At 68.8% G+C, this 21,009-nt stretch carries 18 protein-coding genes; 16 read left to right on the forward strand and 2 right to left on the reverse strand.

Going from position 1 to position 21,009, the window contains the following annotated elements; translation table 11 throughout:
* Positions 1 to 349 precede the first annotated feature (349 nt).
* The 4 genes from ACZ60M_RS07005 to ACZ60M_RS07020 all read left to right on the forward strand — a co-directional run bounded on the left by ACZ60M_RS07005 (position 350) and on the right by ACZ60M_RS07020 (position 3,865).
* The gene (locus tag ACZ60M_RS07005; RefSeq protein ID WP_465415534.1) at positions 350 to 730 is read left to right on the forward strand and encodes a DUF3052 family protein; all 381 of its coding nucleotides are present in this window, start codon (positions 350 to 352) and stop codon (positions 728 to 730) included.
* A 126-nt stretch (positions 731 to 856) separates the two neighbouring features.
* Entirely contained in the window at positions 857 to 1,318 is a 462-nt protein-coding gene (locus ACZ60M_RS07010) for a peroxiredoxin (protein ID WP_465415536.1), read from the forward strand.
* Positions 1,319 to 1,434: 116 nt separating this feature from the next.
* Positions 1,435 to 2,601: a hypothetical protein gene (locus tag ACZ60M_RS07015; protein WP_465415537.1), complete on the forward strand. Its 1,167-nt coding sequence runs from the start codon at positions 1,435 to 1,437 to the stop codon at positions 2,599 to 2,601.
* A 76-nt stretch (positions 2,602 to 2,677) separates the two neighbouring features.
* The gene (locus ACZ60M_RS07020) at positions 2,678 to 3,865 is read left to right on the forward strand and encodes a hypothetical protein (RefSeq protein WP_465415538.1); all 1,188 of its coding nucleotides are present in this window, start codon (positions 2,678 to 2,680) and stop codon (positions 3,863 to 3,865) included.
* On the opposite strand, the gene ACZ60M_RS07025 is transcribed toward ACZ60M_RS07020, so the two are convergent.
* Positions 3,852 to 4,799, reverse strand: coding sequence for a cation diffusion facilitator family transporter (locus tag ACZ60M_RS07025; RefSeq protein ID WP_465415540.1), 948 nt, complete (start codon positions 4,797 to 4,799; stop codon positions 3,852 to 3,854). The genes ACZ60M_RS07020 and ACZ60M_RS07025 overlap by 14 nt on opposite strands.
* 84 nt (positions 4,800 to 4,883) lie before the next feature.
* Positions 4,884 to 6,647: an ABC transporter substrate-binding protein gene (locus tag ACZ60M_RS07030; protein WP_465415542.1), complete on the reverse strand. Its 1,764-nt coding sequence runs from the start codon at positions 6,645 to 6,647 to the stop codon at positions 4,884 to 4,886.
* Between the two features lie 274 nt (positions 6,648 to 6,921).
* On the opposite strand from ACZ60M_RS07030, the gene ACZ60M_RS07035 reads away from it, so the two are divergent.
* From ACZ60M_RS07035 to ACZ60M_RS07090, 12 genes are all read left to right on the forward strand, one after another.
* Positions 6,922 to 8,193, forward strand: coding sequence for an ABC transporter substrate-binding protein (locus ACZ60M_RS07035; RefSeq protein ID WP_465415544.1), 1,272 nt, complete (start codon positions 6,922 to 6,924; stop codon positions 8,191 to 8,193).
* Positions 8,194 to 8,279: 86 nt separating this feature from the next.
* Complete coding sequence (locus ACZ60M_RS07040) at positions 8,280 to 9,179, forward strand: carbohydrate ABC transporter permease (RefSeq protein ID WP_465415798.1); 900 nt, start codon at positions 8,280 to 8,282, stop codon at positions 9,177 to 9,179.
* On the forward strand, positions 9,179 to 10,117 hold the full coding sequence (locus ACZ60M_RS07045; protein WP_465415546.1) for a carbohydrate ABC transporter permease: 939 nt from the start codon (positions 9,179 to 9,181) through the stop codon (positions 10,115 to 10,117). The genes ACZ60M_RS07040 and ACZ60M_RS07045 overlap by 1 nt, the downstream gene beginning before the upstream one ends.
* On the forward strand, positions 10,114 to 12,693 hold the full coding sequence (locus ACZ60M_RS07050; protein ID WP_465415548.1) for a beta-galactosidase: 2,580 nt from the start codon (positions 10,114 to 10,116) through the stop codon (positions 12,691 to 12,693). Before ACZ60M_RS07045 ends, ACZ60M_RS07050 begins: the two co-directional genes overlap by 4 nt.
* Before the next feature lie 64 nt (positions 12,694 to 12,757).
* The gene (locus ACZ60M_RS07055) at positions 12,758 to 13,981 is read left to right on the forward strand and encodes an ROK family protein (protein WP_465415550.1); all 1,224 of its coding nucleotides are present in this window, start codon (positions 12,758 to 12,760) and stop codon (positions 13,979 to 13,981) included.
* Between the two features lie 36 nt (positions 13,982 to 14,017).
* The gene (locus tag ACZ60M_RS07060; RefSeq protein WP_465415552.1) at positions 14,018 to 14,638 is read left to right on the forward strand and encodes a GyrI-like domain-containing protein; all 621 of its coding nucleotides are present in this window, start codon (positions 14,018 to 14,020) and stop codon (positions 14,636 to 14,638) included.
* Positions 14,639 to 14,666: 28 nt separating this feature from the next.
* Positions 14,667 to 16,187, forward strand: a complete 1,521-nt coding sequence (locus ACZ60M_RS07065; RefSeq protein WP_465415554.1) for an FAD-dependent oxidoreductase — start codon at positions 14,667 to 14,669, stop codon at positions 16,185 to 16,187.
* Positions 16,188 to 16,259: 72 nt separating this feature from the next.
* The gene (locus ACZ60M_RS07070; RefSeq protein ID WP_465415556.1) at positions 16,260 to 16,553 is read left to right on the forward strand and encodes an ArsR/SmtB family transcription factor; all 294 of its coding nucleotides are present in this window, start codon (positions 16,260 to 16,262) and stop codon (positions 16,551 to 16,553) included.
* A 12-nt stretch (positions 16,554 to 16,565) separates the two neighbouring features.
* Positions 16,566 to 17,558: an LLM class flavin-dependent oxidoreductase gene (locus ACZ60M_RS07075; protein ID WP_465415558.1), complete on the forward strand. Its 993-nt coding sequence runs from the start codon at positions 16,566 to 16,568 to the stop codon at positions 17,556 to 17,558.
* A gap of 640 nt (positions 17,559 to 18,198) precedes the next feature.
* Positions 18,199 to 18,432 (forward strand): hypothetical protein, encoded by a 234-nt coding sequence (locus ACZ60M_RS07080; RefSeq protein ID WP_465415560.1) that lies wholly within the window; start codon positions 18,199 to 18,201, stop codon positions 18,430 to 18,432.
* A 50-nt stretch (positions 18,433 to 18,482) separates the two neighbouring features.
* A complete protein-coding gene (locus ACZ60M_RS07085) occupies positions 18,483 to 18,749 on the forward strand; it encodes a hypothetical protein (protein ID WP_465415562.1) in 267 nt (88 codons plus the stop codon).
* Positions 18,750 to 18,839: 90 nt separating this feature from the next.
* The gene (locus ACZ60M_RS07090; protein ID WP_465415564.1) at positions 18,840 to 20,957 is read left to right on the forward strand and encodes an NACHT domain-containing protein; all 2,118 of its coding nucleotides are present in this window, start codon (positions 18,840 to 18,842) and stop codon (positions 20,955 to 20,957) included.
* The last annotated feature ends 52 nt before the right edge of the window (positions 20,958 to 21,009 follow it).

Consider the following 21,009-nt stretch of genomic DNA (forward strand, 5'->3'; position numbering starts at 1 on the left):
TCGTTTTCTACCATCCTCCCTTGAATCTACCGCGAGCATCGTCGACCCACCCGCCTTGATGCGACCGCGCCCACACTCCCCGCGACTGTGAAACCCGCTCACCTGCGGTGCTGTGAAAGCCGTCTCGGCAAGCGAGATCACCGCCATGTGAACGTGTCCGCACGACGCCCCAAGGGGGGCTTTGCGAATCCGTTCGCGGGCCTCATTTCCGCGTGCGCGAGCGCTGGATATGACACGCCTCCTATGGTCTACTTCATAGGCTGTGCAGAGCAGAGCGGGACGCTCTGGCAGCCCGACCGATGGAGGGGATGAAGTGAACGCTCCGAGCAGCCCGGTGGAGTCATCGAGCGTGGTGCAGCGATTCGGACTCGAAGGCGTCGAGTCCGTCATGGAGATCGGCTTCGACACCGATGTCGACGCCGGATTGCGCAGCGCCTTCATCGAGGCGGTCGGGGAGCTCCTCGACGAGGACTCCGACGAGATCGTGGGCGCGGTGCTCCTGTGGTGCCGCGAAGAGGACGGCGACCTGGTCGACCTCCTCCTCGACGCCCGCGACCCGCTCGCCGACGACGGCGTGGTCTGGCTCCTCACCCCCAAGGCCGGGCGGCGCGGCCACATCGAGCCCGCCGACATCGAGGAGTCGACGGCCCTCGCCGGTCTCAAATCGACGAAGACCCTGAACGCCTCCCCGGACTGGATCGCGTCCCGCATGGTCGTCGCCCGCCGCTGAACCCCGGGTGTGTCGGAGGGTCCGCTCCGGGCGGGCCCGCTGGTGGCCGCGCGCGCCTGCCGCTAACGTTCAGCGCGTCAGAGCAATGAAGGCCCTCCGCGGAGGGCTGCACCGCGAGGAGCGCGCATGCCGATCGAAACCGGAACCAAGGCCCCTGCCTTCACCCTGAAGGACCAGAACAACCAGGAAGTGTCGCTGGCCGACTTCCTCGGCGAGAAGAACGTCCTGCTCGTGTTCTACCCGTTCGCGTTCACCGGCGTGTGCGAGGGCGAGCTGTGCGGCATCCGCGACAACCTCGACGCCTACCAGAGCGACGACGTCCAGGTCCTCAGCGTCTCCATCGACTCCCCGTTCGCCCACAAGGTCTGGGCGCAGCGCGAGGGCTTCGAGTTCCCGCTGCTGTCCGACTTCTGGCCGCACGGCGAGGTCGCCCAGGCCTACGGCGTGTTCAACGAGGAGAAGGGCATGGCGAACCGCGGCACCTTCGTCATCGACAAGCAGGGCGTCGTCCGCTTCGCCGAGATGAACATGCCCGGCGAGGCCCGCGACCAGGGCGCCTGGCAGAAGGCCCTGTCCGAGCTGGCCTAGGACTTCCGGAAGGGCCGCCGGGTTCGCCCCGGCGGCCCTTCCGCGCGTCCGGATGCAACCCAGGGCGGGCCCCGGTGCGTCTGTCACGGCATAGCCCCCCCCGATTGGAGTCCGCCGTGCCGCGAACGAAGGCCGCCGTCATCGGCCTGGCCGTGCTGGCCACCGCCTCGGGCTGCTCCTGGTTCGCCGCTGAGCCCGAGGTCGAGTACCTCGACTACGAGGAGTACGAGCAGCAGCTCACCGACACCTACAACGAGAGCCGGCGGCTCGTCGAGGAGCTCGACGAGGCCGAGATCCGCATCGTGCAGGACTGCCTGGAGGCCCAGGGCTTCGAGGTCCACGACCCCTACGAGCTGGGCGACATGGAACCCGGCGAGCGGGAGTCCTTCATGGACGCGCCGCCGTACGCCTGGTTCCTGCCCGAGGCCGAGGACGCCCAGCGGCGCGGATTCTGGCAGTGGACCAGCATCGACGGCTACGAGCACGTCGAAGGCGGCGACGAGCTCGACGCCGAATGGGCCGAGTACCAGGCCGAGATCGGCTGGACGACGGTGGTGTTCGAAGGCGAGGACGAAGACGGGCTCCCGGAGTTCTTCACCCAGCCCGAGTCCGAGCAGTACGCCTGGTACGTCGCCTACGGCGGCGAGACCTGGGCCGCGGCCTCGTACTCGTACCTCACCGGCGCCGAACCCGCCGGCGGCGAGGACGCCGCCGAAGGGGAGTCGGCCGGGCCGCTGCCGCCCGAAGGCTGCCAGCTGGAGATGCTCGAAGCGGTCTACGGCGACGCCATCGCCGAGATGGAAGCAGGCTGGACCAAGCACGACCTGCGCCCCGAACCGCCCAACGGCGACTGGACCCTGATGAAGGAGCGCTACGAGGAAGGCGTCGCCGACACCGAAGGCGACCTCCTCGACTGCCTCGTCGAGCAAGGCCACGAGGGCTGGGAGTTCTACGAAGGGGAGCTGTTCGTCCACTCCTACCTCTCCGAGGCGGGCGACGGCGAGTACGCGCTCAACTCCTATCCCGACGCCGGGACCAGATGGCCCGACCCGCCGAGCGACGTCCCCGACGCCGACGACCCGCAGGGCTGGCTCGACTTCGAGCGGGCCATGGCCGTCGACTTCGCCGAGTGCGGTGACGAGTCCGGCTACCGCGCCGCCGCAGTCGACTCGTGGCAGCAGGCGCAGCTCCACTACTACCTGGAGGTCGAAGGCGCGACCTTCGCCTGGCAGGAGCAGATGCGCGACCTCATCACCCAGGCGCAGGCCGCAATCGGCGAATAACGCACCCCAATCGGGCAACCCCGGGTCGGACCGCGGGCGTACTCGTCAGCGACGACTCCGACCGGATGGGATTCCCGTGCTGCGCAAGCGAACCACCGCCGCTGCCGCTCTGACCGCCCTGATCGCGGCCGCCGCAAGCGGATGCGCCTGGTTCCAGGGCGAAGAGGAAGACCTCGACATCGAGGCCTACGACGACCGCATCACCGAGATGTACAACGAGAGCAGCCGCCTCACCGCCGAACTGGACGCGGCCGAGGCCCGGATCGTCCAGGACTGCCTGGAGGCGCAGGGCTTCGACCTCCACGACCCGGCCGAGTTCCCGATCACCGCCCAGAGCGAGCGCGACACGTTCCTCGGCGAACCACCGTACGCGCGGTTCCTGCCCGGGGTCGAGGACGCCGAACGCCGGGGCTTCTGGCAGTGGACGGCGCTCGACGGCGCCCAGGAGGCCGAACCCGAGCTCTACGGCGAATGGGCGCTCGAGCAGGAGGCGTTCCTCGCCGAGACCTTCTCAGCGGGGTTCGCCGAGGAGATGGGCCAGCGCCTCTCCGGGGAGGAGACGGGGCTCCACGAGTTCTACCTCCAGGACCCCGAGGACCAGTTCGCCTGGTACACCGCCTATGCGGGCGAACCGTGGGCGGCCCACCACCACCCCGAGGTCGCCGGGGCCGCCGCGGACGGCGACAGCGGCGACCTCGGCGGCCCGCCCCCGGAAGGCTGCTACCTGGAGATGGTCGAAGCCGTCTACGGCGAGCTCACACCCGTCGAGAACGAAGAGGACGGCCTCACCGACTGGATCGCGCGCCCCGAACCGCCCACCGGCGACTGGGCCGCGATGGACGAGCGCTACACCGCGCGCATGGACGACGCCGACGCCGAGTCCGGCCTCCTCGACTGCCTCGACGCGCGCGGCTCGACCGGCTGGACGTTCGACCACGACCGCATCTGGGTCCGCGAGTACCTGGTGGCGGCGGGCGAGACCGTGAACCCGGCCGACGAAGGCACCCCGACCACTGGCCCCTGGCCCGAGATCCCGGACGAGGTCCCCGACGTCGCCGACATCGCGGGCTGGCTCGAGTTCGAGCGGGCCATGGCCGTCGACTTCGCCGAGTGCGGCGACGAGTCCGGCTACCGGGAGGCCGCCGACGCGGCCTGGGCGCAGGCGCAGCTGCGGTACTACCTCGACGTCGAGGAGGAGACCTACGCGTGGCAGGAGGACATGGAGGGCTACCTGGAGACCGCGCAGGCGGTCATCGGGGAGTGACCTCCGGGGCCTCGCCCCACGGGCTCAGGAACACGTACCGCACCATCGGGTAGCGCTGGCGCAGCCCGGCTTCGAGGGTGCGGCAGGTGCGCTCGATCGCCTCGCCGCTCGCGCTGTCGCGGAAGTCGACCTTGGCGGCGACCATGACCTCGGTCGGTCCGAGCTGGAGGGTCAGCAGCTCCTGGACGGCCGTGATGTCCTCACCCGCTTCGAGTTCGGTCCGCACGGCCTCGCGGAAGCGCGGCGGCAGGCTCCGGCCGATCAGGAGCGAGACGTTGGCGCGGCCGAGCAGCACCGCGACCACGAGCAGCAGTACGCCGATGAGGACGGACGCCGCCCCGTCGTAGACCGGGCTGCCCGTGAACTCGGTCAGCAGCAGGCCCCCGGCCGCCAGCACCAGGCCGATCAGCGCCGCGAGGTCTTCGAGGAACACCGCCTTCAGGCTCGTGTCCGGGGTGTGGCGCAGGAACGACTTGGGCGACACCGACCACCGCTCGGATTCGCCCCGCAGCTGTACGAGCGTCCGTCCGAAGGAGACCGATTCGAGGATGAAGGAGATCCCCAGGACGGCATAGGAGAGCAGGAAGTCGCCTTCGGCCTCGTCGTGCATCGAGTGGAAGCCGTGCGTGATCGAGAACAGGCCGCCCGCGACGAACGTGAACGCCGCCGCCAGGGCCGCCCACAGGTAGGCCGTCCGCCCGTACCCGAACGGGTGCGCCTCGTTCGCGGGTTTCGCGCTGTTGCGCAGCGCGATGTACAGCATGAACTCGGTGACCGTATCTGCTGCCGAGTGGGCGGCCTCGGAGACCATCGCGGCGGAGCCGCCGAGGAGGCCCGCGACGAGTTTCGCGAGGGCGATGCCGAGGTTCATGAGACCGGCGACGAGCACCGTGAGGACGCTCTCCGAGTTGACCTCTGCCGCTTGATCGCTCACGGCTCCGAGCCTATGCGAGCGGCGGGCGCTCCGGGCGCAAGCGGACGGGCCGGGCGCGATGCGCCCGGCCCGTCAGGGTCCGGTTCAGGACTCCTCAGCGAAGCCCCATTCGCCGATGTTGTAGAAGACCCGCATCGTGGTGGCCCAGTTGTCGCGGACGTTCACGACGTCCTGGTTGACCATGACCAGCTGCGGGGTCCACGCGAGCGGCAGCTGCACGGCGTTGTCGAGGGAGATCTGCGCGGCCCGGTTGTTGAGCTCGGCGGCCTTGTCGCGGTCGAGCGTGGTGGCGAGTTCGGCGACGATCGCGTCGACTTCGTCGTTCTGGAAGCCGGTGTGGTTGCCCTCGCCCCAGTAGTCGGCCGCGGAGGACGCGAACAGCGGGGTCTCGATCCAGGAGAACAGGATCAGGTCCCAGTCGCGGGCTTCGAGCACGGAGTTGAGCTCGCCGCCGGGGATCGGGTCGGTGGTGATCTCGATGCCGAGTTCGCCCAGGTAGGTGATGACGAGGTCCTGGATGATCGGCGTGAACGCCTCGCCTTCGATGCCGGTGCGGAAGCGCAGCGAGACCGGTTCGTCCTCGGGGGTGAGGAGCGCGTCGCCGTCCCAGGTGTACCCGGCTTCGGTGAGGATCTGGCGGGCGGCGTCCTGGTCGCCCGAGCCGAGGCCGGAGTCGCCGATCTGGTCGGAGTGGTACTCGGAGCCGGGTCGGAAGAGCACGCTGGTCATCGTCTCGGTGCCTTCGAACGCGGTGCCGTAGGCGCGGGCGTTGATCTCGTCGGCGTCGATCGCGGTGAAGACCGCGCGGCGCAGCGGTTCGGCGGCGAGGAACGGGTTGTCGAAGTTCGCGTCGATGTGGGACCAGCCGGACTGGGGCGCGACGCTGTACTTGAGGTCGGGGTCGGCACCGAGCTGGTCGAGGATCTCGGGGTCGAAGCTGGAGGGCGCGGCCCCGTCGATGTTGCCCTGCCGCAGCTCGGTGGCCATGGCGTCGGCGCCTTCGATGTACCTGAGCGTCAAGGTGTCGAGGGTGGACTGCTGCGAGCCGGTCCACTCGGTGTTCGGCACGTACTTCGCGTAGTCGCCGAGGACGCCTTCGGTCATCTTGAAGGGGCCCGCGCTGTAGTCGAGCGGCGGGTGCGCGGAGAAGTCGGCGACGGAGGCGGCCATGACGGCCGGGTCGGTGCGCCAGTCGGCGTGGCCGCGCGCTTCGGCGATGTGCGCGGGGTGGGTGATGACCTGGGCGGCGTACCACTCGGCGTCGAGGTAGCCGTCCTCATAGGTCACGACGATCGTGTTGTCCCCGCCCTGCTCGATGGTGGCGACGTGGGAGCCGTACTCGGTGGCGGGGGTGCATCCGGCGCACTGGGCCTCGTCGGTGGACGTGGCTTTCCAGTGCCAGAGGAAGTCGTCGAGGCCGATCGGGGTGCCCTCGCCCCAGGTGGCCTCGGGCTTGAGGTGGTAGGCCACGGTCATCGGCGCTTCGGCGAGGAGTTCGGGTGCGGCCGAGTAGATCCCGTCGTTGTAGTGGATCTCGCCGGCCTGGTCGTAGACGAAGACGGTGGGGCGCAGCGGCTGGTTGATGATCGAGGTGGAGAGGCTGGAGCCGTAGATGTCGGCCTGGCCCCAGGCCTCCCACTTTCCGGCCACGGCCCAGACGAGGTCGCCGCCTTCGGCGCGGGGTCCTGAGTTGCAGGTGACGGGGTCGGTCAGGCAGTCCTCGAAGCCGGTGCCGGTGGAGGCGGCTTCGTCGTCGCCGCAGGCGCTGAGGGTCAGTGCGAGGGCGGCTGCGGCGGTGGCGGCGAGGGCTCTGGTTCGCAGGCCCCGGCGGGGTTCGATCTCGGGCATAGCTGGCTCTTTCACGGTTTTCGGGGGGAAAGACTCACAGACGTGCATCACACCATAATGCCGTCTGAAATGGAAGTCTAGTAAAACGATAGGAATGCTAGCGTATGCGCCCGGCGACCGGCAACGTCGTCCGGTCATCCTGCGTTCATCGCGTCGAAATCGTTATCAGGTGCCTCTATCCAACCCTTTATCTATGGGTTAGATTTTGCCTTGTCTTAACTCGCGTCGGCGGCCCGCCGACGTCCGAACCCCCGACCGCAAGGAGGCGGAAGACATGGTGGACAAGGCTTATTGGCGCAGAGGCGCCGGGCTGGCCGCGACGGTTCTCATCGGTGCGACGGCCCTCGCCGCCTGCGGCGGAGGCGAAGCCGAGGACGACGGCACCCTCTCGATGGTCGTCTGGGGCGGCGACCTCGACAAGGAGACCTACCAGGCCCGCATCGACCTCTACGAGGCCGCGAACCCCGACACCAAGATCGAACTGCAGCTGATCCCCTCGGACAAGTACGCGCAGAAGGTCCAGACGATGATCGCGGGCGGCGACGGCCCCGACATCATGCAGGTGGCCGAGAACGTCAACTCGTACTCCTCCAAGAGCCAGCTCGTGCCCCTCGACGAGTACATCGAGTCCTCCGGCCTCGACATGGAGCAGCGCTTCGGCCCCGCCGGCGACCTGTACACCTATGAGGACCAGACCTACGCGATCCCGGACCGCTCCGGCGCGATGATCCTGTACTACAACAAGGACCTCTTCGACGCTGCGGGCGTCGAGTACCCGACGGCCGCGTGGACCCAGGAAGACGCCCAGGCCGCCATGGAGAAGCTGACCATCCCCGGCGAGCAGTGGGGCTTCTCCGGCGCCGGCTGGTGGGCCCAGTGGTGGAGCTTCGCCTACCAGAACGGCGGCCAGATCATCGACGACAGCGGTCAGCCCACCGTGAACTCGCCCGAGGTCGTCCAGGCCCTCCAGTGGGCCAACGACCTCCAGTACAAGTACGGCTACGCGCCGACCGCGACCGAGTACGCGGACATGGGCCCGGACATGGGCGGCGACTCCGCCTTCGCCGCGGGCACCGTCGCGATGAACGCCACCGGCTTCTGGGGCATCGGCGGACTCCTGGAGTCCGACGTCAACTGGGGCATCGCACCGCTGTGGGGCGGCCAGGAGCAGGCCGTCTCCGCCTTCGGCTCCGGCCTCTCCGTCACCCGCGACTCGGCCAACCCCGAGAAGGCCTTCGAGGCCATCGACTTCCTCACCGACGTCGAAGCGCAGACCGTCATCATCGACAAGGGCCAGGACGTCCCGGCCAACCTCGAAGTGCAGCAGTCCGACGCGTTCCTCGCGCCCTCCTGGGCCCCCGAGGGCCTGAACATGGGCGCCTTCGGCGAGTCCTCCGAGTTCATCTTCCGCGCCCCGTTCATCCCGGAGTGGAACGAGATGCAGGCGGCCTTCGACGACAACCTCGGCACCTTCTGGAACGAGGGCGGCGACGCGCAGACCGAACTGGACAAGGTCCAGACGCAGCTCGAATCGATCATCGAGTAGCTGACGCTCCGATGTCTACCGTCGTCGTCGACGAAGCCCCCGGCGCCGCGCGCGAGTCGCGCGGCGCCGGGAGGCGTCGCCCCAAAATGTCCAAGCGGCGCAAGAAGGAAGCCCTGTTCTTCTGGCTCTTCATCTCGCCGTGGCTGATCGGGTTCGTCGGGTTCCTGCTCGGCCCCATGATCGCCTCCGTCTACATCTCGCTGACGGAGTGGGACTCCTTCACGCCGCCCCAATGGGTCGGCCTGGACAACTACACCAAGGCGCTCACCGAGGACCCCATCTTCTGGAAGGCCCTCTGGAACACCTTCTTCTACGCCGCGATCTCCGTGCCGCTCGGCCTCATCATCGGCGTGTGGCTCGCGAACCTGCTCAACAAGAGGGTCAAGGGCCGCAAGCTCTTCCGCACCTTCATCTACCTGCCCACGCTCGTCCCGCTCGTCGCGACCGCGATGGTCTTCAAGATGGTGCTCGCGCCCTCGGGCCCGCTCAACACCCTGCTCGGCTGGGTCGGCATCGACGGCCCCGACTGGCTGCTCAGCACCACCTGGATCAAGCCCGCGCTGGTCATCCTGTCGATCTGGGGCGCGGGCGGCGCCACGGTGCTCCTGCTCTCGGCCATGAACGGCATCCCGCGCGAGCTCTACGAAGCCGCCGAGATCGACGGCGCCAGCTCCTGGCGCCAGTTCTGGTCCGTCACGTTCCCGCAGATCACCCCGGTGATCTTCTTCAACCTCATCATGGGGCTGATCGGGGCGTTCCAGATCTTCTCCCAGGTGTACATCCTCGCGCCGGGCAAGAACGTGGGCGGCCCCGACAACGCCAGCCAGATGGTCGTGTCGCTCCTGTTCCAGGAGGCGTTCTCCTTCTACCACTTCGGTTACGCCTCGGCCATCGCCTGGCTGCTCTTCATCGTGATCCTGCTGCTCACGCTGATCGCGTTCCGCACGGCCGGCAAGTGGGTCTTCTACGAGACGGAGGTGAAGTGATGGCGACCGTCTCCCCGAGCACCATCACCGCAAGCACGGCCCGCACCGGCCGCAAGAAGCAGGACGCGAACGACAACGCGCAGAAGAAGCTCTCGGTCTTCAAGGCCTCGCCCGCCACCTACGCGGTGCTGCTCGTGGTCTCCGCGGTCTTCTTCGTGCCGTTCGTGCTCATGATCTCGATCTCGCTCGCGAGCGACCAGACCAGCGCGCAGAACGCGTTCACCGTGATCCCGACCGAGTTCCGGTGGCAGAACTTCACCGACGTCTTCACCGCCACCGGCCTGCCGGTGGGGCGCTTCATCACCAACTCGGTCGTCATCGCGACCCTGTCGGCGGTGGGCCAGGTCGTCTCGTCCTCGCTCGTCGGCTACGCGTTCGCGCGCCTGCGCGCGCCGGGCAAGAACTTCATGTTCATCCTCGTGCTCGCCACCATGATGATCCCCGCGCAGATCACGATGATCCCGCAGTTCCTGCTGTTCAAGGAGCTCGGCTGGGTCAACACCTACCTGCCCCTGATCATCCCGAACTTCTTCACCAACGCGTTCAACGTGTTCCTGGTGCGGCAGTTCGTCTCCCGCATCTCGAACGAGCTCGACGAAGCGGCCCAGGTCGACGGCCTCGGCTACTTCGGCGTCTACCGCCGGATCATCCTGCCGATGATGTGGCCGATCCTCACCGCGATCGCGATCTTCACGCTCACGCACGCGTGGGGCGACTTCATGGGCCCGCTCATCTACCTCAACGCCGAAGAGCAGATGCCGCTCGCGCTGGGCCTGCAGTACATGACGAGCACGAGCAACGCGATGCAGCTGCCGCCGTGGAACCTCATCATGGTCGGGTCGATCATCCTCACCCTGCCCATGATCGTCATCTACTACCTCGGCCAGAAGTACCTGTACGAAATGAACCTCCAAGGTGGAAGTGCTGGTGTGAAGTGACTGATCTGTCCACCGCGACCGTCCGGCTCGGACGCTCTGGGCTCGTCCTCGACGACCGCGAGGAGACGCTCCTGTGCGCGTCGCTGTTCTACTTCCGGCTTCCGCGCGAAGTCTGGGAGGCGCGGCTCGCGCAGGTGCGCGCCACCGGGTACCGCGCGATCGACGTCTACCTGCCGTGGAACTTCCACGAGACCGCCCCGGGCGTGTGGGACTTCGAGGGCCGCCGCGACGTCGGCGCGTTCCTCGACCTCGCCCACGAAGCGGGCCTGGCCGTCATCGCCCGGCCCGGCCCGTACATCTGCTCCGAATGGGACGGCGGCGCGCTGCCCTCGTGGCTCGCGCTCGAAGACGGACTCGAACTGCGCCAGGCGGAACCGAAGTTCCTGGAGCAGGTCGGGCGCTGGTTCGACCAGGCCCTGCCGCTCCTGGCCTCCCGCCAGTGGGGCCGCGGCGGCAGCGTCGTGGCCGTGCAGCTGGAGAACGAGCTCGACTTCTTCGACACGCACGACCGCCACGCCTACCTGACCGCCCTGCGCGACATGGCGGTCGGCCACGGCATCGACGTGCCGCTCATCGCGTGCGCGGGCCAGGGCGACCTGATCGGCGCCACCGGCGGCGTCGAGGGCATCGCCCCGGCGTTCAACTTCTACCCCGACGACCGCTCGCCGTTCATCGAGGCCGAAGTGCGCCGCTACGCCGACCTGGTGGGCGCCAAGGGGCTCCCGCTGCTGGTCACCGAGACCAACCGCCTCCACACGACGCTGCGGCGGCTCGTGGCCAGCGGCGCAACGCTGGTCGCGCCGTACCTGCAGGCCTCCGGCTACGACTTCGGGTACACGCCCTCGGTCGGCAACTGGGGCGACCCCGGCGGGTTCATGACCCACGACTACGACTTCGGGGGCTTCCTGTCCCCGGTGGGCGAGTCCCGGACCGAGACGGCCGAGGCACGCGTCCTCGCGGCCCTCGCCCGCACCCTCGGCCCTGCTCTCGCCCGTGCGACCACGACTGCGGCCGAAGGCATCAGCGTCGACGTGGCCACCAGCGACTCCCCGTCGCTGCTGGTCCTCGACGGCGGCGGCACGCTCACCGGCGTGCCGAACCTCGGCGACACAGTCGGCAAGGCCGCCTTCGCGACTGAGGACGGCGAGCTCGTTGCCGAACTCGCGCCGTTCTCGTGCGCGCTGGTCCTGCGCGACCTGCCGCTCGCCGGTTTCGACCTGCCCGGCACGCTGAAGTTCGCCTCGGCGGACCTCGTCGCCGCCGGATCTGCCGGGCTCGAATTCGCTTCCCGCACGGGGACCACGATCGCGCTCGAAGGCGCAGGAGGCGTGCAGACTGTCGCGATCGACGCCCCCGTACAGGGCGGATCGGTCGTCACCGAGGTCGCCTCGGGCGCCGACCGCTGGACCGTCGTGGTCCACCACCCCGAGGACGTGGCGACCCCGGACGGTACCGCGGGCGTCATCCACCCGGCCCTGCCCGAGCCCGAGGGCCTCACGGCCGCAACCCGTCTCGACCTGGAGACCCGCACCGGCGAGACCGAGGCGCACGAGCTGCCGCCGGTCTCCGAAGCGGTCGGCGTCTACCGGGGCCGTACCCACTACGCGGCCGCCGTCGCAGGGCTCGGCGAACTGCTCATCGAAGGCGCGGGCGACATCGTCGACCTCGCCCTCGACGGCACCGCGCTCCCGAGCTTCGCGCGTTTCGGTGCGACTGTTCGGGTTCCGCTGAACGGCGCTTCGCAGTTCGACGCCACGGTGGAGACCTGGGGACACGCGAACTTCGACGACTCGCGCCTGCCCGGCCTCGCGATCGGGTCGCTGCGCGGCCTCGGCCGCGTCTGGGCGGTCGCGTCGAGCGAGGACGTCGCTTCACTGTGGACCGTCGAAGGCGTCGAGCAGTGGGCGGGCGAGCCCGCCCCCGTGCGGACCCTCGCGGGCTGGAGCAGCTCCCGGATCGGACGCCCGGTCACGTACCGGCGCGCCCTGCCCGTGGACGGCACCAGCCACTACGCGCTGCACCTCGACGGGCTCCAGACCCCGTGCGAGATCACCGTGGACGGTCAGTCGAGCATCGTGAGCCCCAACGACCCCTGGGTGCACTTCGGCCCCGGCGAGGGCCGCGACATCGCGATCACCATGCCGCACTGGCCGGTCGACGGCGGCGGTGCGACCCTGCTGCGCCTGGAGGCTGTGCGAGACTGGCAGGTCGAGGCGCAGCCCGACCACGCCCTCCTTGCGCTGTCCGAGAAGGACAGCGTCGGGACCGCGGTCGAGCTGCCGCTCGAACTCGCTGCGGGAGAGGAAGCCTGGCTCGACGTCACCGTCCCGTCCGGCGGCCTGTCGCTGCGGTTCGAGGGCGAGCAGGTGCGCGTCAGCGCGTTCGTTCGCGGCGAACTGCTGGGGCGCGTGTGGCTCGACGACGCGGCCCGGCCGAAGTTCACCGGCGGGGACCCCGGTCGACTGTGGATTCCGGGATCATGGAACACCGGCGCGGTGCGCCTGCTGCTCCACGGCACCGCCGACGGCGACCGGCCGCGCCTCGCGCGCGTCACCGCCGCCGTCTCGCCGGAATGATCCAGGGGGTGTCGCGGCATCCCCGGATGCCGCGGCAACCCCAGTAGCTGCACAGGAGATCCACATGGCCGTCACCAGGCGCACCTCGCGCGACATCCGCAGCGAGTCGCGGCTCGACGTGCTGCATGCCCTGCTGGCGGCGGGCGAGGCGAGCCGGGGCGACCTGGCCGCCTCGACCGGCCTGAGCAACGCGACGGTGGCCACGGTGGTGAGCGACCTCCTCGAAGAGGGCATCGCCACCGAGGCCCGCCGCACCGGCGGCCGCATCGGACGGCCCACGACCACGTTGCGGCTCAACGGGAACCGCGGCCGCATCGTGGGCGTCGACGTCGCCGAGACGTACGTGCGGGCGACCGTGTTCGACGCCGCACTCGACGAGCTCGCCTCCGCCGAGGTCGCCGCCGACGAGCACCACGACGACTCCGACCACGTCATCGACGCCATCGTGCACGCCCTCGACACCTCGCTCGAGAGCGCGGACGCCACCCGCGACGACGTGCTCGGCGTGGGCATCTCGCTGCCCGGCGGCATGCAGCGCCGGGCCGAGGTCGCCGTCGTCGTGCCGAACGCGCCGTGGCTCCACGTCGACCGGCTGCGCGGGCGGATCGGCCTGCCGATGGTCGTGGACAACCCGCTCAAGGCGATGGCGACCGCCGAGCTCTGGTTCGGCGAGGGCCGCCGCCACAAGAGCATGATCACCGTCAACCTCGGCACCGGCGTGGGCGCCGGGATCGTCCTCGAAGGCACGATCCTGCGCGGCGCCCAGAACGGCGCGGGGGAGTGGGGGCACAGCCTCCTCGCCCTCGACGGCCGCCGGTGCCGTTGCGGGCGTTCGGGTTGCGTCGAGGCCTATGTGGGCGCGGCGGGCATCCAGCAGACGCTCGCGGCGATCGCCCCGGAGCATCCGCTCGCGTCCGTCCCGATGCAGCGCGAGTTCATCGGGGCGCTCGCCGCGGCCCTCGAACCCCCGGCGCACCCGGCGCTGACCGAGACCCTGGAGCTGACCGCCCGGTACCTCGGCTCGGCGATCGCCGACCTCTGCGCGATCGTCAACCCCGAGATGATCACCCTGACCGGTTGGACCGCTTGGGCTCTGGGCGACCACCTCGTCCCGGCCGTGCGCCGCCGCGTCCTCGAGGAAGCCCCCGGCGACTCCGCCGCCGACCTCGCCATCGAGGTCTCCACCGTGCGCGGCAACTCGGTCGCCACCGGCATCGCCACGATCGCGTTGGAGCGCTTCCTCGGCGACGTGGGCCTCGTGACCACCCGGGTCCCCACCGCCATCTGATCAACCGTGTCGCACGGGGATGGGACACTGCGGGGCATGGAGAAGTACGACGTCAAGAAGGCCCACAAGCAGCTGTACTCGCCGCCGCGCCACGCGTTCGCCGTCGTCGAGGTGCCCGAGTTCCGGTTCCTCGCCGTCGACGGCAAGGGCGACCCGAACACCGCGGACTCGTACGCCGACGCCGTCGCGGCCCTGTACGGGACGGCGTACACGCTGAAGTTCGCGAGCAAGCGGACCCTCGGCCGGGACTTCACCGTCGCCCCCATGGAAGGGCTGTGGCGCGCCGACGACCCGGCCGTGTTCCTCACCCGCGAGAAGGGCGCGTGGGAGTGGACCATGATGATCAGCCAGCCCGAGTGGATCACCGAGGAGATGGTGGTCGCGGCCGCGGGCGAGGCCGCCGCGAAGCACCCGAACCCGGCGTTCGAGCAGCTGCGGCTCGTCAGGTTCGCCGAAGGCCTGTGCGTCCAGACCCTGCACCTGGGCTCGTACGAGTCCGAGACGCCCGTCCTGCAGCGCCTCCACGACCACTACCTGCCGTACAACAAGCTCACCTTCAACGGCGACCACCACGAGATCTACCTCAGCGACGCCCGCCGCACCGCGCCCGCCAAGCTCAAGACGATCCTGCGACAGCCCGTCAAACCCGTGGAATGACCCGGGCGCCCCGGGGTATCCCGAGGGCATGAGCACGCCGCTGGTCCCTCGCGGGTCCTACTGGACCGCCACGACCGAGCCGACCACCTACCCGGCCGTGAAGGACCGGGTCGCCACCGAGGTCGCCGTCGTCGGCGGCGGCATCGCGGGGATCTGCACCGCCTGGGAGCTTGCCCGCGCGGGCCGCTCGGTGGCCCTGCTCGAGGCCGACCGGATCGTCACCGGCGCCACCGGCAACACCACCGCGAAGCTCAGCGCCCAGCACGGCGCGATCTACGCGCACCTGGCCGGCGCCTTCGGCTCGGCGGCCGCCAGCGACTACGCCGCGTCGCAGACCGCCGCGATCGAGCACGTCTTCGCCCTCAGTGCCGAACTGGGCATCGACTGCGACCTCGAACGCGCGCCCTCGTACGTCTACACCGAGCACGAGGGCGGCGTCGCCGACCTGCGCGAGGAGGCCGAGGCCGCCCGGGAGGCGGGCCTGGACGCCGCGTTCACCACCGAGACCGGGCTGCCGTTCCCCGTCGCCGGGGCCGTCCGCGTCGCCGACCAGGCCCAGTTCCACCCGCGCAAGTTCCTGCTCGCGCTCGCGGCCGACCTGCATGAGCAGGGCGCGCGGATCTTCGAGCAGTCCCGCGTCACCGGTATCGAGACGAACGGCCGCCACACGCTGACCCTCGCGGGCGGTGCGGCGGTCGAGTGCGACCAGGTCGTCATCGCGACGCAGTTCCCGGTGATCGACCGGATCAAGCTCTTCGCGCGCCTCTCGCCCCGCCGCGAACTCGTCGTGGCCGCGCCGATCCCCGCCTCGGACGACCCCGGCGGCATGTACCTCACCCCCGACGACAACCTCCGTTCCGTGCGCACCGCCCCCTACGGCGAAGGCAGGCGGCTCCTCATCGTCACCGGCGAGAAGTTCACGCCCGGCGACCACGGCACCGCCGACCGCCTCGACCGCCTCACCGCCTGGACCGCCGCCCGCTTCAAGGCCGAACCGGTCGAGTACCGCTGGGCCGCACAGGACTACGCGACCTCCGACCGCGTCCCGTTCGTCGGCCCGCTGCACGGCGACGACGGCGTGTACGTCGCGTGCGGGTTCGGCGGCTGGGGGATGACCAACGGGGTCGCGGCCGCGCGCCTCATCGCGGCGACGATCGCGGGCAGGCCGCCCGAGTGGGCCGGGCTGTTCGGCCCCGGGCGGTTCCACCTGCTGCAGGAGGCCGGGCGCATCGCCAAGGCCCAGTCGAAGGTCATGGGGCACTTCATCGGCGACCGCCTGCCGCACGCCGCCCCGTCCGAGCCCGGCGACCTCGCGCCCGGCGAGGGCGCGGTCATGCGCCTCCACGGCGCGCTGCGGGCCGTCTACCGGGACGAGGAGGGCGGCCTGAGCGTCCTGTCCGCCAAGTGCACCCACCTCGGCTGCGTCGTCGGCTTCAACGAGGCCGAGCAGACCTGGGAGTGCCCGTGCCACGGCTCGCGGTACGACACCACGGGCGCGGTGATCCAGGGCCCCGCCCCCGACCCGCTCGAAGCCCACCCGCACCACTGAGTGACCAGCCTCATCTTGGCGTCCGCCCTCCGTCCGGGATAGTTTCGGAAATTAGCGAAATGCCGAAAGGCGGTGGACGTGCTCGACGAGTGCAAGGCCCTCTCCAATGAGACGCGGCTGCGAATCCTCAACTGGCTCAAGGACCCCGAGGCCAACTTCCCGTGCGGGGACACGGCTGAGCTAGGGGTGTGCGCCGGGCTGATCCAGCAGAAGTCGGGCGCCTCCGCCTCCACGGTCTCGGCGCACCTCGCGATCCTGCAGCGCGCCGGGTTCCTCCAGGCCACCAGGCGCGGCCAGTGGATCTACTACCGCCGCGACGAGGCGCGCATCCGCGCGTTCACCGAAGACCTCCACCAGAAGCTCTAGGAAGGCCCTTGTATGCCTGTCGCACTGTCGATCCTCGACCTCGCGCCGATCGCGCCGGGACGCTCCGCGCGTGAAAGCCTCGCGGCCAGCGTCGAACTCGCCCGGGCCGCCGAACGCAGCGGCTACCGGCGGGTCTGGTACGCCGAGCACCACAACATGCCGACCATCGCCTCCAGCGCCACGAGCGTCGTCATCGGCCACGTCGCCGAGCACACCGAGACGATCAGGCTCGGCGCTGGCGGCATCATGCTGCCCAACCACTCCCCACTGGTGATCGCCGAGCAGTTCGGCACCCTGGAGACCCTGTTCCCGGGCCGCATCGACCTCGGCCTCGGCCGCGCCCCCGGCACCGACCGCGAGACGATGCGCGCCATCCGCCGCAACGCGACTTCCGCCGACACGTTCCCGCAGGACGTGCTGGAACTCCAGGCCTACCTCGCCGGTGAGTCCCGCGTCCCCGGCGTGCAGTCCGTTCCCGTCCCCGAAGGCGAAGTGCCCCTGTACCTCCTGGGCTCCTCGCTCTTCGGCGCGCAGCTCGCCGCCCAGCTCGGCCTGCCGTACGCGTTCGCGTCCCACTTCGCGCCCGACGCGCTCTTCGACGCCGTCGCCGCCTACCGCGAGGAGTTCCAGCCCTCCGCGCAGCTCGCCGAGCCGTACGTCATCGCCGGGGTGAACGTGTTCGCCGCCGAGGACCACGACGACGCCGAGCAGCAGCGCCAGACCGCCTACCGGAACCGGGCGCGGGCGTTCATCTCGCGCGGCCAGGGCGGCCGCACCTTCAGCGACGAGGAGATCGCGGCGTTCCTCGACTCCCCTGGGGGACAGCAGCTCTCGGCCATGGCCAAGTACACCGCCACCGGCACCCCGGACGAGGTCCGCACCTACCTGGAGAACTTCGCGGCCGCAGCCCGCGCCGACGAGCTCATCACCGCCCACTATTCGGAGAAAGTCCCCGACCGCATCCGCTCGGTGGAACTCACCGCGAAGGCCATGGGCCCGAGCTGAACCGAGAACGGCCCCGCGCACCGCGCGGGGCCGTCGTCGTACCAGTGGGTGCTACAGGGATCGAACCTGTGACCACCTCCTTGTAAGGGTGAATCGAGGGTGCAGAGGCCCTGGATAGGACAGCACGAACCGTCTCTTGCCAGCCGATCCGTTGCACGCATCGTCCACTGAAGTCCGGCAGGGTCCGCGCGGCTTGGCCCCGGATTTGGCCCCTAGCCACGTTTTCGCTTGGGTCGGGAAGCTGAAACATGGGCTGGAAGAGGTGGAACGGTGCATGAAGCTTGGTTGCACCGGTTGCACCGTTTCGAATGGCCTCTGACCTGGGAAAGTTTCAAACGGTGCAACCTGCGCACTTTCCGGATACAACCAAACCTTGAGATTCTTGTAGGACATCTACAACCAACCGTCCTCTCTCCATGGCATTCCTTCCTGATCAAGGTTTCAGGGGGGTATACCCATGCAGGGGGAAGCTCTGGAAGTGGCTCTACGTGGCTCTCAGCGGGTTATGTTTTCGCAGGTCAGAGCCATGTTCTCCCTTGTTTCAGCCTTCCTTGACGACCGTGAACCTGAAGGCCTTCGAACGGCTTGACTGCCCGCTTGGGGCTGGTCTGTGCACCCGTTCGGCGGTATGCTCGGCGGTATGGCTCGACAGAAGACCTCCGTCTCCTTCGAAGAGGAGACCATCTCGATCCTCGCGCGTCGCGCCGAGGAATCCCACCTGGACCGCTCCGCCTACCTCGAACAGCTCATCCGCGCCGACGACCTCCGGTCCCGGCTCGCCGCCGACACCGCCGTCCTGAACGCCGCCGGATACGGCCCTGAACGGGCCTCTACGACGACAGCAGCGATCCTCGCCGCCCGGGGTAGCCGTTGAGGCGGCTCCCGCGCTTCGGAGAGGTCTGGCACGCACCCGAGGGTTCGGTCATGCCCGGCGGGATGCTCTGCCTGATCGTCTCCTCCGACGACTTCAACCGCATCCGCGGGCAGTACATCATCGTCGAGGTCGTCGCCGAGTCCCTGGCGGGCAACGCGATCGTGTGTGACCTCGGGCCCGTGGGAACCGCCCTCACTGGCGCACCGTTTACGGTCGGCCCTGGCTGGTTCGCGGGCGCCGACGAGCCCATCGCGGTAGCCGACCCCACAACGGCTGCGCGAGCTGCTGACCAGATCCGCGCGATCCTCGGTCCGTAGGGCGGTCCATCTCGAGCGCAGTGGCGGTGAGACCGCCGGGATGGGACACTGCACGGACCCCTGTTCCGCTCTGCATCAAGGACCCCCAGTATGCGTGCACCCTCCCGGCGGCAGCTTCTCGCCGTTCTCGCTTCCGCCGCAGTCGCCGCCCTCGCTTGGGTCCTGTTCACCAACGGCGACAACCCGACTGTTGCCACTGCGATCACGGTTCTCATGGTTGTCGTCGCCGTGGCGTCATTGTGGTACGCGCGTGTCGGTCCGGGACTACCGGTTGACAAACGCGCCGACGCGTTCGCGGCATCGCTTCGCCAGCAGGTGCTGCGGCAGTGGACGGAGGTCGTTCAGACGCGGGGATTGACAACTCCGATTCGTGTGGCATGGACGTCCACGGCGTTGAACGTTGCAGCCCCGCCCGGAGACATTGTGGACAAATCGGTGTCGAACGTCGTCCGGGTGCGCCTGCACGGCGACGTGCACGATGCCGCCCAACGATGGCGAGAACTGCCGTACCGTCGCCTGGTTGTTCTTGGTGCGCCCGGGAGTGGGAAGACGTCCCTCCTGGCGCTGCTGGTCACCCAACTGCTTGCCGAATCCAGTAAGGGCGACCCCATACCCGTCCTCGTGAGCCTTGCCGGGTGGAATCCCGCCGTTGACCGGTTCGACCAGTGGCTGGCCACGCAGATCCGTGTTGCGTATGGGAAAGAACACCGGGTCGATCCGGACGCCGTCGCAGCGCTTGTCGCCGAACAGCGGATCCTTCCTGTCGTCGACGGCTTTGACGAGATCGCGCCGCACCTACAGGTGCAGGCGTTCAAAGCGGTCAACGCTTCGCTCGCGCCCGGCCGGAGTCTCGTACTCTCGTCCCGGCCCCGCGAGTTCGCGGACGCTGTGGAGGCCGCGGGCGTGCCGCTCGCCCGCACCGCAGTGGTCGACATGGCCCCCGTTACCGCTGCCGACGCCGCCCAGTACTTGCCAACAGGGCAACTGAACGGACCGGACCGGTGGCGGGTCGTCCTTGACCGGATCCGGTCCGACCCGGGCGGGCCTGTAGCGGCCGCGCTTGCGAATCCACTGCACCTGTACTTGGCACAGACTGTGTTCAAACGATCGAAAACCGACCCGGGATCGCTCCTTGACGCTTCGACCGCAAAAGACATCGAACGGCGCCTTCTGGCAGCGTACTTGCCTGCGGTGTACACGGCCCCGGGCCACACGGAGCCTGATCCGAAACGGTTCCTGAGGGTCGAACGGTGGATGTCGACGATCGCCTCCCGCATGAGCAGATACCGCCAACCTGTGTTCAACGCCGAGCGTCTCGTTCACGTGTACCAGTACTGGCGTGCCACGGCAGCCGGCGCTTTCGTGCTCGCGATCGTGTTCGCGGTAGCTATTGTGCTTCCGCTCGCGGTTTCTGGAGTGTGGTCAAACGTCAATGTTGGCTTCGCGTCGCTTGCCGCGAGCTTGGCTATTGCCAACGGGTACTTGAACTATGTGGACCGGCAATATCGGAAAATGAGATTTAATAAGAAGAAAGGAGTATTGACTGGTCGGCGACGACGTTACCTTGCCAAGGCGCTGCTAGTTGTGCTGCTTGCGGTGATTATTGGAAACTTCACGTGGATACTGTGGACCGGGCGGGGGTCGTATGTGATCGCCACCGGGGGCCCTGCCGCCGCAGATGAACGTAGTTACGCCTGGTACGCGGCCGGAGCTCGGGTGCTGGCAGTTGAGAGTAGGGTCCTGCAATTTGGCGTGTTGACCGTCGCTGGACTGGTTCTCACAGCGATAATAATTGCGGCTGCTGACCGGTACTCGGCCCTCGTTTCAAGTGTGTCTGCTCGCCAATGGTTCAAACACTCATTCATTGAAGACGTAGCAGCACTGTTGGTTTGGTGGGTCGTTGCACACGTGTCACTGGGAGTGTCTGACCTGCGGCACCCGGGAATCTGGTTGAACATGTGCCTCGGTGCGCTGCTGTTGCTGCCGTTGGCGAACAGCGACACCGCTGATTCGTTTGCGGCGTTACTCGCTCACGTGATGCTCGCGGTGCGCGGGCGCCTGCCGTGGCGGCTCGGGCGGTTCCTTGCCGACGCTGAACACCGAGGTGTCCTTCGCCGCACCCTGTACGGATGGGAGTTCCGGCACGCGAAAGTGCTCGACTACCTCGCCGATGACTCGGACGGACCAGATACGCGCCTTGGCGCTTGAGCTCGTCACCGGACGCGAGCCCAGTCAGCACCTCGGTAACGGGAACTTCGTC

It is taken from the genome of Glycomyces sp. NPDC050141, from assembly GCF_055586545.1.